At 56.3% G+C, this 13430-nt stretch carries 23 protein-coding genes; 13 read left to right on the forward strand and 10 right to left on the reverse strand.

From position 1 onward, the window contains the following. Window positions 1–5 precede the first annotated feature (5 nt). The 9 genes from AC0IYN_RS24915 to AC0IYN_RS24955 form a co-directional block, all read right to left on the reverse strand. Window positions 6–290: a hypothetical protein gene (locus AC0IYN_RS24915; protein ID WP_471843756.1), complete on the reverse strand. Its 285-nt coding sequence runs from the start codon at window positions 288–290 to the stop codon at window positions 6–8. Window positions 291–479: 189 nt separating this feature from the next. Beyond that, the gene (locus AC0IYN_RS24920; RefSeq protein WP_471843758.1) at window positions 480–743 is read right to left on the reverse strand and encodes a hypothetical protein; all 264 of its coding nucleotides are present in this window, start codon (window positions 741–743) and stop codon (window positions 480–482) included. 167 nt (window positions 744–910) lie between these two features. Continuing rightward, window positions 911–1054: a hypothetical protein gene (locus AC0IYN_RS24925; protein WP_471843760.1), complete on the reverse strand. Its 144-nt coding sequence runs from the start codon at window positions 1052–1054 to the stop codon at window positions 911–913. A gap of 797 nt (window positions 1055–1851) precedes the next feature. Next, window positions 1852–2052 carry a hypothetical protein gene (locus AC0IYN_RS24930; protein ID WP_471843762.1) on the reverse strand — a complete coding sequence of 67 codons (201 nt, stop codon included), beginning with the start codon at window positions 2050–2052 and terminating at the stop codon, window positions 1852–1854. 415 nt (window positions 2053–2467) lie between these two features. After that, window positions 2468–2719: a DUF1654 domain-containing protein gene (locus AC0IYN_RS24935; RefSeq protein ID WP_192096403.1), complete on the reverse strand. Its 252-nt coding sequence runs from the start codon at window positions 2717–2719 to the stop codon at window positions 2468–2470. 166 nt (window positions 2720–2885) lie between these two features. Continuing rightward, the gene (locus AC0IYN_RS24940; protein ID WP_192096405.1) at window positions 2886–3461 is read right to left on the reverse strand and encodes a hypothetical protein; all 576 of its coding nucleotides are present in this window, start codon (window positions 3459–3461) and stop codon (window positions 2886–2888) included. A gap of 107 nt (window positions 3462–3568) precedes the next feature. Next, complete coding sequence (locus AC0IYN_RS24945; protein ID WP_471843765.1) at window positions 3569–4324, reverse strand: DUF1828 domain-containing protein; 756 nt, start codon at window positions 4322–4324, stop codon at window positions 3569–3571. Beyond that, window positions 4321–4839: a hypothetical protein gene (locus tag AC0IYN_RS24950; protein ID WP_471843767.1), complete on the reverse strand. Its 519-nt coding sequence runs from the start codon at window positions 4837–4839 to the stop codon at window positions 4321–4323. Before AC0IYN_RS24950 ends, AC0IYN_RS24945 begins: the two co-directional genes overlap by 4 nt. 61 nt (window positions 4840–4900) lie before the next feature. Continuing rightward, entirely contained in the window at window positions 4901–5566 is a 666-nt protein-coding gene (locus tag AC0IYN_RS24955) for a LexA family protein (RefSeq protein ID WP_192096506.1), read from the reverse strand. A gap of 82 nt (window positions 5567–5648) precedes the next feature. Here AC0IYN_RS24955 and AC0IYN_RS24960 point away from each other — a divergent pair, with 82 nt between their 5' ends. The 13 genes from AC0IYN_RS24960 (at window position 5649) to AC0IYN_RS25020 (ending at window position 12876) form a co-directional block, all read left to right on the forward strand. Next, window positions 5649–5861: a transcriptional regulator gene (locus AC0IYN_RS24960; RefSeq protein ID WP_178964894.1), complete on the forward strand. Its 213-nt coding sequence runs from the start codon at window positions 5649–5651 to the stop codon at window positions 5859–5861. A gap of 81 nt (window positions 5862–5942) precedes the next feature. Beyond that, on the forward strand, window positions 5943–6365 hold the full coding sequence (locus AC0IYN_RS24965) for a phage regulatory CII family protein (protein ID WP_192096413.1): 423 nt from the start codon (window positions 5943–5945) through the stop codon (window positions 6363–6365). Between the two features lie 67 nt (window positions 6366–6432). Next, window positions 6433–7233: a Rha family transcriptional regulator gene (locus AC0IYN_RS24970; RefSeq protein WP_471843770.1), complete on the forward strand. Its 801-nt coding sequence runs from the start codon at window positions 6433–6435 to the stop codon at window positions 7231–7233. 1 nt (window position 7234) lies between these two features. Further along, window positions 7235–8212: a phage replication protein gene (locus AC0IYN_RS24975; RefSeq protein WP_471843772.1), complete on the forward strand. Its 978-nt coding sequence runs from the start codon at window positions 7235–7237 to the stop codon at window positions 8210–8212. Window position 8213: 1 nt separating this feature from the next. Further along, window positions 8214–8996 (forward strand): hypothetical protein, encoded by a 783-nt coding sequence (locus AC0IYN_RS24980; protein WP_471843774.1) that lies wholly within the window; start codon window positions 8214–8216, stop codon window positions 8994–8996. Beyond that, window positions 8993–9463, forward strand: a complete 471-nt coding sequence (locus AC0IYN_RS24985) for a hypothetical protein (protein ID WP_471843776.1) — start codon at window positions 8993–8995, stop codon at window positions 9461–9463. Before AC0IYN_RS24980 ends, AC0IYN_RS24985 begins: the two co-directional genes overlap by 4 nt. Continuing rightward, a complete protein-coding gene (locus AC0IYN_RS24990) occupies window positions 9460–10035 on the forward strand; it encodes a recombination protein NinG (protein ID WP_471843778.1) in 576 nt (191 codons plus the stop codon). Before AC0IYN_RS24985 ends, AC0IYN_RS24990 begins: the two co-directional genes overlap by 4 nt. Next, window positions 10032–10577 carry a hypothetical protein gene (locus tag AC0IYN_RS24995; protein WP_471843780.1) on the forward strand — a complete coding sequence of 182 codons (546 nt, stop codon included), beginning with the start codon at window positions 10032–10034 and terminating at the stop codon, window positions 10575–10577. Before AC0IYN_RS24990 ends, AC0IYN_RS24995 begins: the two co-directional genes overlap by 4 nt. Further along, window positions 10574–11428, forward strand: coding sequence for a hypothetical protein (locus tag AC0IYN_RS25000; RefSeq protein ID WP_471843782.1), 855 nt, complete (start codon window positions 10574–10576; stop codon window positions 11426–11428). Before AC0IYN_RS24995 ends, AC0IYN_RS25000 begins: the two co-directional genes overlap by 4 nt. A 121-nt stretch (window positions 11429–11549) precedes the next feature. Beyond that, complete coding sequence (locus AC0IYN_RS25005) at window positions 11550–11738, forward strand: zinc finger domain-containing protein (protein WP_471843784.1); 189 nt, start codon at window positions 11550–11552, stop codon at window positions 11736–11738. A gap of 6 nt (window positions 11739–11744) precedes the next feature. Beyond that, window positions 11745–12050 carry a hypothetical protein gene (locus tag AC0IYN_RS25010; protein WP_471843787.1) on the forward strand — a complete coding sequence of 102 codons (306 nt, stop codon included), beginning with the start codon at window positions 11745–11747 and terminating at the stop codon, window positions 12048–12050. Between the two features lie 146 nt (window positions 12051–12196). After that, window positions 12197–12535, forward strand: coding sequence for a hypothetical protein (locus tag AC0IYN_RS25015; RefSeq protein ID WP_003218335.1), 339 nt, complete (start codon window positions 12197–12199; stop codon window positions 12533–12535). Continuing rightward, a complete protein-coding gene (locus tag AC0IYN_RS25020) occupies window positions 12532–12876 on the forward strand; it encodes a hypothetical protein (protein ID WP_471843790.1) in 345 nt (114 codons plus the stop codon). The genes AC0IYN_RS25015 and AC0IYN_RS25020 overlap by 4 nt, the downstream gene beginning before the upstream one ends. Window positions 12877–12968: 92 nt before the next feature. Here the strand turns inward: AC0IYN_RS25020 and AC0IYN_RS25025 are convergent, their stop codons facing one another. Continuing rightward, entirely contained in the window at window positions 12969–13403 is a 435-nt protein-coding gene (locus tag AC0IYN_RS25025; protein WP_325438228.1) for a hypothetical protein, read from the reverse strand. Window positions 13404–13430 lie beyond the last annotated feature (27 nt).

Here is a 13430-nt window from a genome sequence, read left to right on the forward strand (position 1 = left end):
TGACGTTATTCGGTGGGAGGGGCGGGGATTGGCTGCCAGTGAGTCGGCGGGTTTTCTTCGGTGAATCCGCCATCCCACGACATCCAAAACGGGGCGATTTCTTCGTACTCTGGGCAGCGACAAGCACCGCCGCAGTCACCTGCATCCCGAAGCAGTTCGTCGCCAACTGTGTAGTGACCAAGTGTCACGCGGGGCGGAACTGGCACGCCGTCAAACGTCTGCCCGATTGAAGCGAGCAGCACATCGGTGCCATCCATCGGCGCGCTGGCGATGTCATTCCAATCGCTCATGGCGACCTCCAGTTATGGGCACAGAGGGCAGCGCGCCGTCTTCGGTCTTCGCCATCCCTTACCGCTGGTTACTGTTGAGTGGCCGCAAGACAGCTTGCAGTACCATCCTTGCTTTTCGTGGTCGCCAGTGGCTTGTGGAAAGCCGACAACCTTCCGACGCTTGAGCATGGCGACCTCCAGTGTTAGGGGTTAGGCGGATCGGGCGGCGAGCATGGCGTCGGCCACGGCGTAAGACGCCAGGGCGAAGTTGGCGTTGTTTTGGGGGTAGCTGACGCCAAGATCGACGCTTCGAACGGTATTGCTGATCATTGCGGCCAGGGCCTTGGCCGCGAAGTAGTCGCGCAGGCTCATGCCAGACAAATCACGCTTCGTTTCGGCGACTGTCTTAGGCTCAAAAACCATGTGGTCGTAATCCGCGACCGGGAAGGCTGGGCCTCCGTCTTGAATGCTCATGACTCTCTCCATTCGCTGGTTCACCTGTATTCGTCAACACTCATGCCTCCCGCTGGTTGCCGATGGGCGCGGGGTGAGTGCTGACGTAATAGAGGTGGGATAAAGAAAGCCCGGTTGGACGTCCGGGCTTTCGGATGCAGTAGTTGTCAGGTTTTTGGGCGGGACCGTCAGCGCCAGAACGCCGAGAGCCCCGGTCGAGAACGCCAGCGCTCACGATGGAAGCGCAGTGGACCGGTTGGCAGGCCGCCATCAGTTGGCGGTTCTGGCCGCGCATGGCTGAGCGCTGCGCCGATCAGGAACAGTAGGAGCATGGTGATCTCCGGTTGGTTTGGGTGATGCAGATGACCGGAGCTGATCCCGGCATGACTATTCGCGGCCTTAGTGACACCGGAGTTTCACCGGGGCGAAGGTTTCAGCCGCTTATTCTTGGACTCGCCGTGGCCATCTGGGCGCTTACTCACTCTACCGGCCACGATTCCCGCGATCCCTCAGGTCTTACACTTGCCCATCAGCCTGGGCATTCATCTGCATCGGGGTGTGATCTGGCCGGTGCTGGTCTCCGGCGTTCGATTGTCCTGACCTTGATCAGAGCCTGAGCCGTGATCGCCACGCTCCTGTCCGACTGGAAGCAATGTCGGTATGGGTGCCAGTCAGTTATTGCGCATCAGCCTGCGCATTCAGATCACACTCCGATACAGCCTGGTGCTGGGGAGTACCAGGGCCTCGGGCAGTTAACGACAGGCTGTCGTGGCGCTGGTTGTTCTTGCGATTACCGCCATGGGTAGCCCGGGTACGGCTCTCCAGTTAATCCATGCTCAGCCTGTGCGGCCAATTTTTCCCAAAGTGACTTCAGTCGCTTGCGGCCCTTCTTGGTTTCTTGATCGGGTATTACTGTTTTGGCCAATTCCAACCCGCATTCTTCGCTGCAACAGCTGAAGCAGTGTCCCCAGGACGTGCTCCACATGCGTGCGCCGCCCCATTCGTCCTTGGCATCTTTCGCACCGCATTGCGGGCAATCGTGGGTGAGGTAGTACTGTCTGGTGCGCATGTTGCTGCCCTCGGTTGTTTTCCCGTCAGGCCCTCTTGCAAAGGCCTGCCAGTGAAAGCTTCAAGTAGGGACGCTGACCGGCTGTTGGTCGATGATCGTGATCGAGCCGCGATCAGTTACCGCAACCCTTGCCGTCAGGCCTGGGTGCATCTCCGCAAGCCTTGGGTGCGCCCTGAAGTCGGTGACCCGCCCAGTGCGAGCGCCCAGGCCGAGGTAGATCACGTCACCTATCTGGATTTCGCTTCCGCGCTTCGTTGGCATTTCGTTTGCTCCTGGTTGTCATCCCAAGCAGCCCTCGCGAGAAGGCTGCTCAGTGATGCTTTCCGCCGTGACCCGCTACTGGCGTCGGTCACCGGCTTGAATCAAATGTTCTTCCAGCCGCGGGCCTTTCGGCTTGTTCTCCCGCTGGATAACTGTTCTTGGCGCTTTACGCTGCACGCCCGGGTCAGTTGCCAACCCTCTGAACCGTTTAGGCCGGTTCATCGCTGCCTTTGAAACTGGGCCGGTGGTGATCCGGCAAGGGGTGAAACCAAAGAGCGGCGGGCGGTGAGGCCCTTCGCAGTGGCTGTGTGTCGCTGCGGTGAGTTAAATATAAGCTCACTTATTTTATGCGTCAATAAGGATGCTTATATTTTTTCATGCGGGCGATAAAAAGCCCGCTCAACGGCGGGCTCTTTTATGAGTCGCAGTACTCGCGCCAGCCGATCCTGACGGCGCCGTCATCCAGATGCTCGATCCTTATGCCGGCGGTGTCGCCGATATCCTGGATGACCTGGTGCCAGGCTTCAGGGCTTTCATCGTCGCGCCTGGAAACCTCGATCAACTGAATCCGCTGTACCCGCGGAGAGGCGATCAAGCCTTGCAGGCGGCGGCCAACGAGCTCGTAGGAATTTCTCGGTTTCGGTGTGGGGTAGGGGGCCTCGATCATGCTTCGCTCCTTGCGGCAACTGTATGTGCATACAGTATTGGTGCTGGCATATATTGGCAATAGGGTGGCGAGAAGTTTCATGCACAAATGCATATTTAAGATGGCGGGGGCTTTTTGCCGGGCATGAAAAAGCCCGCACTTGGCGGGCTCTAGTGGCTCTCGGCTGTCAGTCGGTAATGGGGGGATACTTTCCGCTCACCGAGTCTCTATAGATGATCTCGCTGAACAGCCTTGGGCCGTCGCGCATCGTGACCAGGGCTTGCTTGGCTTCTTCCTTCGTTTCAAATGGGCCGGCACCCACAGCTAGGCCAATCATTGAAACAACCGGAAGCCCGGTACTGGTAATGGCTTCAATGGTTCGCTGCTGTTCTTCTTCGTCACGGCAGGCAGTTGATGCGACCCATCCATTTTTAAGGCGCGGGGCGGCTACTGGCTCAACATCGGCGCCACAGTGCTTGCACTTGACCGCAGCAGTCTTGATGCTCTCGGCACACAAAGGGCAAGGTCGCGTGTCTTTCTCTATCTGGGCAGCAGCAGGTGCGCTTTTGCCGCCCAGCAAAACCATGAGCAGGCCTGCGAGCGCAATCACTCCGCCGACAATCGTGTGCACCTGGCGGTCCGCCATGAGGCCCAGGTTGTTCACCCGTCCACCGGCGCCAGTCGGCACAGACACATCCATGCTCACCGCGAAGATCAGCCAGCAGACACCGACGATGAGTGCAAACGTCCCAAATCCTTTCATTGGACCCCTCCGTAATTGAGCTCGCACTTTACCATTCGTGGCGTACCGCCACCATTGGCAGTAGAGGGGGAGAGATGCAACAAGCCCGGCAGTTGGCCGGGCTCTGGTTAAGCTGCAAACGCCTGAATTAGGTGATTTGACCCGGTGTAGATGACAACCTCAGCCGCGTCTGCAAGGGCTGTGGCTGCCTTACGATTGTCGTCCTCATCACCTGGTTCTAAGACAACCTTGCGATGCGTATCCCCGTGCGCATTCTTTATATCGAGCATTTTCCCTACTGCCCGATACACCAAACTCCAATCCACCTTCCCGTTTTTGGTTGGTATCGTCTGGATCAAGGTTGTATCGCGATCCGGGCCAGTTATTGCAAACGGAAGGGTGAGTTGGTGGCCACTTGCGCCGACGATGTGAAAATCTGTTTTCAGGTCCCCAGCGTAAGCAGAGCGGAGCGCTGTCTCCACGACCCGATCAAATCGCGATATAGGCGAAGGCCGGAGCTTGTTACAAGCAAAACCTACATGTTCTGCCGCTTCTATAAATCTAGCCAGGTAGTAGGCTAGCTGGTCTTCGCTACACGATTTAAATATCTCACCGTCATCCGACAGCTCAAGGCCGCTCATTTCTACAAGCTCTGCCATCTTCCTGCCCTTAGCGGCAGTAGGCTTGACGCCATGAGTGATGGCAGCAAAAAGAGTGTCAGCGTTATCGCTTATTCTGACATTGCCGTTGCCTAAATTCTGAACGTATGCGCCAATCAAATTTCCGTCGAATGCCAGGGTGAGTGGCGATTCAATATAGAAGACGTCGTCCGTGACTGGCTTGCACTTAAAGCCAAGTCGGCTGCTGATTAATGTGCAGTTCATACGTTCAAACCCATTTGTCCTGATTCGGGAAGCTCTATTCTTGGGGCTCCGTTGATGTTCGCTTTTGCCAAGAATAGACCCCACAGCTCTTGGACAGTAGTGCTATTCAGCGGTTCAGCATACCCGTAGCTGCTTTCCGGTATGGGGATGTGTAGGTGCGGGAAATCCACTGCTACCTGATAGTAGGGGAGATCGACCCCAACCTTGTTAAGGTGAGAGCCGTGCCCATTGTCATCAACAGCCACTACTCGGGCTCTGTTGACGATGAAAGTGATGGAGATCGTATCTCGGACGCCAGGGACCAAGCTTTTTTTAAAGTACAGTTCCACAAACCAGTCCTCGGCGTACTTGGTCTGCTCATCATCAAGTGCTAACGCAGCACGAAAGCTGTATGGCGCAGGGAAGCGCTTAGTTGAGGACGATTTCCAGTCGAAGCGAAGCCCCTTGGGCCAGTGCTTTTGCGCCTGTATAGCCAGCATCGCGTCGTCATACGGGATAGTCTTGGGCTGCGCCATCTAGAATCCTGCTCCATGCATCGTTTGCCAGCGCCATAAATCCCAGGCGATCTGCTTGTTCTCAATAAAACTTCTGCAGCGCCTGCACAACCACGCCCACGATCCTGCAGTCTTCAGTGAACGGCTCGATGCGCCAGGACGGATTGAGCGGCTTCAAATAAAGCTTTCCCCCATCGTTCACAAGCTTCTTAAAGGTCGCCTCGTTGCTGTCGGGCAGCTTAGCCACCACCAGCTTGCCGGGTGCAGCTTCCGCCTCGGTATCAACCAGAATCAGGGTGCCTTCTGGAATGCTCATGCCGGATTGCGCCGTCATAGAGTCGCCCTTCACCTCAAGCCAGAACGCCTGGCCCTTCGAGTTGTATTCAGAAAATTCGTATCGATCTGAAACGCCTGCAGGGTACGGCTCAACAGCCTCAGCCCAGGAGCCGGCCGAAACCCAGCTGATCACCGGATAACGGTAGCTTTGGGAAGGTTGCGCAGCCAAAGATACGTTCGAGTCTTCTCTCGTTTCCGCAATCATCGGGCCAATGTTGTCCGAAAGCCAAATCGCACTGACGCCGCATATGTGGGCGATCTTTGGAAGGTGCGCGCTCTGAAGATTTTTCCCCGTCTCTAATTGGGAGATCAGTGGTTGCTCGACGCCGGAAACTGCCGCCAGTTTTGCCTGGGTCAGATTGGCGTGCTTTCGCGCTTCTTTTAGTCGTTCTGCAAGTGTGCTCATGCACATGAATTTATAAGTTCCCTTATTGGCTTGCAAATAAGCCTGCTTCTACTTAGGATATAAGCAGGCTTATCAGGAGGGCTCTCACATGACCCCTATCGAAAGGCTCGTCGACTTCTTCGGCGGGCAAACCAAAACCGCTTTAGCGCTCGACGTTTCTCAAGCCGCAGTTTCGTACTGGGTTGCCGGGATTCATCCGATGCGCGCCGAAAAGGCTTTCAAGGCAGAAGAGTTGACCGGTGGAAAAATCACAGCCCGCGAGCTATGCATGCGCCAGAAGGTGGCTCAATCCGCGGCGTGACATCCCTGTCTGTCGATCCAGGAACAAAGTTTCGCCTACCCACTGGCAGGGCGCCACGGAAACAAAGTTGAGGTTTTACGAATGGAAGATTTTCTGCGGGCATGCCAGAGCGCTGTTCTGGACAACGAGGCAAAGGTACTGGCGGCAAAGATGGGTGTTGCGCATGTCGGCCTGCTTCAGCGCGCGAACCCGGACAACGAGGCTCATCACCTGACCGTGGAGCATCTGTTCGGGATCTTGCTGCACACCGGCGACATGCGCCCATTGCTGGCCCTGGCCAATGAGTTCGGCTTTGACCTGGTATCGAAGTCGGCACCGGAGCCGCAAGCGCTCACCAAGTCACTGATCAACGTGGGCAAGGAAGTCGCCGACCTGACGATCGCAGTGCACGAAGCACTGGACGACAACCACGTCAGCACTTTCGAAAAGAGCCTGATCCGCCAGGAGATCAATCACGTTCGGCAGAGCCTTGACGTGATGGATGCGTCGGTAAAGGCAGCCTGAATTACAGGCACAAAAAAGCCACCGGACGAGGGTGGCTGATTCGATAACACTATGTGAGGCCGATTATATGCAAACCCAGTCACATATCAATACCCCTACAAATCTTGCGCCACATTTTTCGCAATCTGAAAACGTGGCGCGGACTATGTCGTCCCGCGAGATCGCCAAGCTCACAGGCAAGGCGCACAAGCATGTGCTGGCGGACATCCGCTCAATGCTCAAGGAACTGGAAATTGACTGGGCCGATTGTTCGGCTCAGTACCAAGACAGTACTGGCCGGTCTCTCCCATGCTTTGAACTGAATCGCGAACTCACTGACACCCTGCTTACAGGGTACAGCGCAAAAATGCGGCTCGCAGTGATTCGCCGCTGGCGCGAACTGGAACAGCAGCAGGGGGCTCGCGAACAGGCCCAGCTCACCGGCACCAAGGTAATCGGCGAGATCGCCATCATGGAGTGCTTCACGCGCCTGCTGAAGCCTGCACCGTCCTGCCAGATGGCAATGCTCACCAAGATCGCCCAGAACAATGGCCTGGATCCGAAATTCCTCCCAGGCTACGCAGTTGACGCCGCACCAGATGCCGCTGGCGGGTCTTCGATGCCGACCAAGGCAGTCACCGCCCTTATCAAAGAACACGCCATCGCCAGCACCGCCCGCGCCTTCAACCTTGCACTTGAGGCTCACGGCTTCCTCAAGGTTCTTCAGCGCAAAAACTCCAGGCAGGAAATGGTCGACTTCTGGTCCGTGACCGAGAAGGGCATGGCCTACGGCAAGAACCTCACCAGCCCTCAATGCCCCCGCGAGACGCAGCCTCATTGGTACGTGGATCGCTTCCTCGAATTGGCCGCTAAGGTCGGGAAGGCCTGACATGCAATACACCGTCACGATTAACCAGGTGAAGGCGCTGGAGTGGGGGCTGAATTCTCAGCAGGCCCTGCTGTTCGCCTTCGTCTACGGCTGCCCGAGTTGGACCAAGCCAATCAAGACTGATGACGGGATCTTCTTCGCGCTGAGCAAGGCCAAGATCATCGAGGAGCTGCCGCTGCTCACTGATAAGCCGGATACTGCTTATCGCATGCTGAAGGCCCTGGAAGAGGCCGGTTTGATTGAGCTTTCCAGCACCTCGAACATCACCCTTTTCCGCCTCACAGAGAAGGCCGTCGAGTGGAACCAGAAGCTCGACGGGTCGGAAAAATATCCGACCCCACCAAACAATAAGGGTCGGAAAAAAATCCGATCTACCTCGGATAAATCTCCGAGCAAGGTCGGAAAAAAATCCGGGAAAGGGTCGGATAAATCTCCGACAAATCAGGATACCAATCATCAGGGTACCAATCAGGACACCAGTCAGGACTTGCAGGACGCCACCGGCAAGCCGGCTCAGTCCCGCGGCTTGGTGCTGGTTGTTGATCGCACCGACACCCCACGGGTCGAGATCCCCGCCGACATGCCTGGCCCCAAAGACCAGACCTGCAAAACCTTCAAGGTCTGGGCGAACTACGCCATGGCTTACCGCAAACGATACAGCGCCTGGCCGGTGTGGAATGCCAAGGTCGGCGGCCAACTCGGCCAACTGGTTGACCGCCTCGGCGCCGATGTCGCTCACCATGTTGCCGCCCATTTCCTGAAAACCAGCGACGCCGCTGTGCTGCGTAAGTGCCATAGCCTCAACGAGCTGCTGGCCAACGCCGAGAGCTATCACACCCAGTGGGTGACCGGGCAGCGCATCAACGGCACAACCGCCCGCCAGATGGAGCGGACCGAAGCAAACCACTCCGCAGCGGAGCAGGCCGCCCAGATAGTCCTGGCCAAACGCCAAGCAGGTGACCGCAATGAATACCTCTGAAATGAACGACCAGCAGGTCGCCGGGCTGGCCGCTGCCATCTGCGCCACCGCCGAGGCCATGGGCCAGGAAATGAACCCCGGCACCGCCGCGATGATAGCCGAAGACCTTTGCGCCTACCCGGTGCCTGTCGTCAAAGCCGCGTTGAAGGCTTGCCGCTTCGAGGTGAAGGGCAAGCTGGCAATGGCTGACATCCTGCAACGCGTCCAGTCCTCCGACGGGCGCCCGGGCAAGGACGAGGCCTGGGCCATCGCCATGACCACCAACGACGAATTTGAAACAGTGGTGCTGACCGATGAAATCCAGCTGGCCCTGGCAGCCGCGAAACCCATCTTGGATGGCGGTGACAAGATCGGTGCGCGCATGGCGTTCATCGATGCCTACCAGCGTTTCGTAGGGCAGGCCCGCGAGGATACGAAACCGGTCAACTGGCACGTGTCCGTGGGCTTCGACGCAACCCGTCGTGTGCAGGCTGTGACCAAGGCAATGGAGCTGAAGAGAATCCCGCGCGAACACGCCCAGAAGTACCTGACGGACCTGAGCGTCGAGCCGATCACTGAGGACGGTCGCGCCATCGCCGGCTTGCTCACTGGCACCGTCACACGGCCAGAGCCCCAGCTTCGGCAGAAGTTGGAACTGGTGAAAAAATCGATGCTGGAAATGCGCAAGGCCAGTGCCGAACGGAAAACCGAAATGCGGATTTACGCGGCAAATGAGTTGGCGGATCGCAGGGCGCTGCTCATCAAGCAAGCTCAGGAACTGGAAGCGAAGAGGGCGGCGCCATGACCGACAAGATCAGCGTGAACTGCCAGGCCAAGCTCTCTGAGGCTATCACCAAGTTGAGCGCTATGTACCGCGACAAGAAGTTCGTGGTGGTCTCCCTGCGCCCGGGCAAGGACCGCACGCTTGACCAAAATCGGTTGTGGTTCGGGATGTACAAGCGCATCGCCGAAATGACCCAGATCGGCGACGCGGCTGACGCCCGGCGTTATTGCAAGCTGCACTTCGGCGTGCAGATCCTGCTGAACGAGGACGCAGGCTTTCAGGCCGAGTGGTACCGGGTCATGCGCCATCTGCCCTACGAAACGAAGCTGGCCATGATGGGGGAGTGTCATTTGTTCGGACCTGACGGCTTCCCGGTGACCAGCCTGTTCAACCGCGCACGGGGCATCAATTACACCGACCGCATCGCCGCCTATTTCACAGGCCAAGGTGTGGTTTTCACTGATCTACTCAGCAAGGAGGCTGCATGATCGCCAAGCAACCCAAACCGAAGAAGTGCAAGAACCCAGCATGCGGCATCAGCTTCCCGCCGCAGCGCCTGGGCCAGGCGGTATGTAGCCCGAAGTGCGGCCTGGCCATCAAGGACGTGAACCAGGCGAAGGCGCGCAAGTCGCTGGCCGATATCGGCCGCAAGGAGTTGCGCGCGGCAAAGGTGAAGATCAAGTCGCGCGCCCAGCACATGAAAGAGGCGCAGGCCGCCTTCAATGCCTGGATTCGCGAGCGGGATATCGGCCTGCCGTGCGTAAGTTGCGGCCGGCACCACAACGGCCAATGGCACGCCGGGCACTACCGCACTGTCGGTGGCAACCCAGAGCTTCGCTTCGAGCCGCTGAACGTGTGGCGCCAGTGTGCGCCGTGCAACAACCATAAATCGGGCGACATCGTGAACTACCGGCTGGAGTTGGTGCGCCGTATCGGCGCCGACAAAGTGGATTGGCTGGAAGGACCTCATGATCCCCAGCGCCATACCATCGAGCAGTTGCAGGCCATCAAGGCCGACTACCGAGCCAAAACCCGTGAACTCAAGAGGGCTGCAGCATGACCTATCGCAACGTTGTTTCAGCAGTAGTTCGCGCCCTTGCGGCCGAGACCATCACCTCCGCCGGCGGCTGCGACTTTGAGCCGAAGGTGCAGTGCGCCAAGCAGAAGGGGGAGATCGTCGGTAAGGAGGCTGCATTCCTGACTGACTGCTGGGTGTTCGGACGCCTACATAAATCGCTGTCTACTGAGCATTGGCGCGCACTGGTGGCGAAGTTCTCAACGCATACCGAGCGCAAGCATGCAGCCATTTCCGAATTGACTCGGTTGATGCGCTCGCCGGCTCCGGAGCGTTTCCTGCACTGCGCCGTGGTGACATGGGCGCTTCCTCGGTTGCCAGGAGTGGACGGCAAGCGCTCCACGAGCGTCCTGCCGGCCGGCTGGTACGAGATGGACAACTGGTCGAACGAGCCGCACCCGATCAAGACTCAGGAGCGCTGGAGGCGTGATATTCGTAAGGCGCTGGAGCGTGAAGTGGATGAGGCTTTGGTGTGTGCACAAACATTGCTGGATGCAGAAGGACTCATCGAGACAAAAGTTGCTTGACCACGATTGCTCCACTGAGCCATTATCAACCCATCCTGTCATTCCTGCGCGTGTTTAGGGGTGAACTAAAAGCCCAACCGCCAAAGTTGGGCTTTTTTGTGAGCGCGAAAAAATTCGAGGTATCAGTATTCACTACTTTAGTCTCACTGATTGCAGTGTTGGGCCCATTTTCCTATGGCGTACTGGCGCTCTATGAAATCGGGAGATTGGGATATTTCAACGCACCAGTTGACTTCCTGCAGTTAGGGTCTTTTGGCTTTTCCGATGTGATACTCAAAGCGTACCCATCGGTGATTCCGATGGTTGCAGTGGCGGCTCTTTCCGTCAGGTTCTTATGGTTGAAAGGCATTCATCGAGCATATGCGGTTTTGCATATCGTTGGACTTTTCGCTCTGTTGCTTATTACTTTGGTTAACGGCTCAGCCTGGAAGATATTTTGGGTTTGCGTTGCTGCCATTGCGATACTTTTTTTATTGATAAAAGGTCCTCCTGCGCCGCCGGAGATGGGTAATGAGTCAGAAGAAGACTCGAAACCATTAGAAACAAAAGACCAGAAGTTTTGGCGAATCGCTCAATGGTGTCCTGCGCTGATGATCGTCGTCTTCGTTTTAGGTTGGATGGTGTCCGCTTACGGTGCAAAAAATGCTGAGCTTGAGACTTACTACTGGCGCACCAAGGATGAGGTTGTCCTAGGGTTCTATGGAGATAAGGTACTAACGTCAAAATTGCAGAATGGGGATATTGGTCATACTTTCTCAATTCGAGACGTTAAAACGTTGACGGACATGAGTTATCAAAAGATTGGACCACTCAAGGTTGCTCCTCTTTGGAAGCCTGCTCTCGGCAGATAATTCCATGAGTCGAGGGACTCAATAGCGCCTTAGCGATTTGATAAAAAGCAATAACACAGCCCGCCAAAAGCGGGTTTTTTATTGCCCACGGAAAGGGCGATTCAGCAAAAGGAATTTGCAGATGTTGAAAGAATTCAGATGCGGTAACTGCAAAAGACTTCTCGCCCGTACGGGTGGGTTTACAGAGCTCCAGATCAAATGTTCCCGGTGCGGGACGTTGAATCATGTGAAGGCCACGAGCCTCGAGCAATCGCCTTTGAGCGACATGAAAGCGGAACCCTCCGCGAAAAATCATTCGACTCAAAGGTAAATAGATATGGACCAAGTAAAAGCAGGCGCGAAATTCATCAACCTCATCGGCTTCGATGCCTATGTTCGGCCAATGATCTCGCCAGCCCAGAACACCACGGGCATCGTGATCCGCACGTGCATCAATAACGGAGGCCGACTATACACGGGCACTGTCGCGCCAGTTTATGAGACGCTGAAAACCTCTCCTGTCGTTTGCGCGGTTCAGGGCCAGGTTCCATTCGAGATTCTGATCCCTGCCGGTCAGGGGCTCTGGTATGCGCCGGGTAACAGCGACTCATCCCTTTACGTGACTTATGATGTACTGCCCTGACCGGCAGTTGATCTTGTCCATGTAGCAAATTAAGCCCTGCGATCGCGCGGGGCTTTTTCATTTAAAGCCCCACCACACCCTTCGCTCAAAGCTGGGAGTGCTGCTGGGGCTGACCTATTCCAGACATGCCCCACGGAGTCGAGCGCATGGAGTATCTACAGCGCCTGCTCGACAAGATCGACAGGTTCGAATTACTGATCGCGGGCCTCGTTGGGGCTGTGATCGCCAGCTGGTGGCACAAGGACGACCTGAACGACTGGCGTGCCTGGATGATCTTCCTCATCACCGGCATGGCCTGTTCGATCTACCTCACGAGCATGGTCAGCACTTACTTGGGCGTGACAGAGCCAAAGATCGTCGCTGGTATTGGCTTCCTGCTGGGTGCCTTCGGCGGCTCGCTCCTGGCGGCCATCAATCGAGCCATCAAATCCGCTGACCTCTGGGCGCTTATTCGTCAGCGGTTCGGGGGAGGCAATCCACCATGAATCTTGAACTGATCAACTCCATCGCCTGCGGCCTTATAGCGCTGTGGGCAGCCTGGTGCGTACTGAGCGGGAAGGTGAGGGACGGCATTCTCGGGAAGCTGATCTACACCACGATCGCCATTACCGGTTTCGTCGTGTCGGTGCGTAGCCAGAACATCTTCTTCGGCCCGACCACCGCCTGCCTAACGCTGCATGTCGCCCTGGCCTTGGCCGGTGCCCGCCACATCTTCATGGTCACGTACTGGCAGCGGGTAAAGGTCTGGCTGTGCCGGACGCTGAACTGCGAGCACTGTCTGTATAGTGAAAAGGCGCCGAACGGTGTCGAGCGGCGCAAATCGTAGGCTTAGTAGCTCGGCTGAAATAAGCAATAAAGTTTATTTCTGCACGAGTTTTAGTCGTGGTTTCGGCTACTTTGATTCTTGGGTTCTAGGCTCTAAAAAAAGAGATTCCGAGATTTTTTTAGGAAATTTAGGAGTTTAGCCTTCGCTTCCTTGAATGTGACTTCCTTCACGCCATCGGCCAGATTTTCAGTCAGCACGCCAGCTGGCCCGTAAGCAAATATCCGGATGGTAGTAGCGATTTCCCCTTCAATGCCGCCTGGACCTTTTATACCCCAAAGGCTCGGATTAGCGTTTTCCTCCACGATCACTTCAAAGATCAAGGCAATCACATCAGCGAAATTCTGATTAGAAAAGGCCCCATCTTCTGACAGGGTAAGAGCTTCAAGATGTTTGGTGCTTGGAAGTTTCATCGGCTTTCCGATGAGCCAAAGCATCCCGACAATATTTTCTTTTGTGCAGGCTACCCCGTTGTTTCTTTGTAGCTGTTCTTTGTTGAAAACATCAAAGCAGTATTGGATTAGGTCCATGGTCTTGTTGAGTCCTTTGTGATTAAG

This window comes from Pseudomonas sp. AC112, from assembly GCF_979253545.1.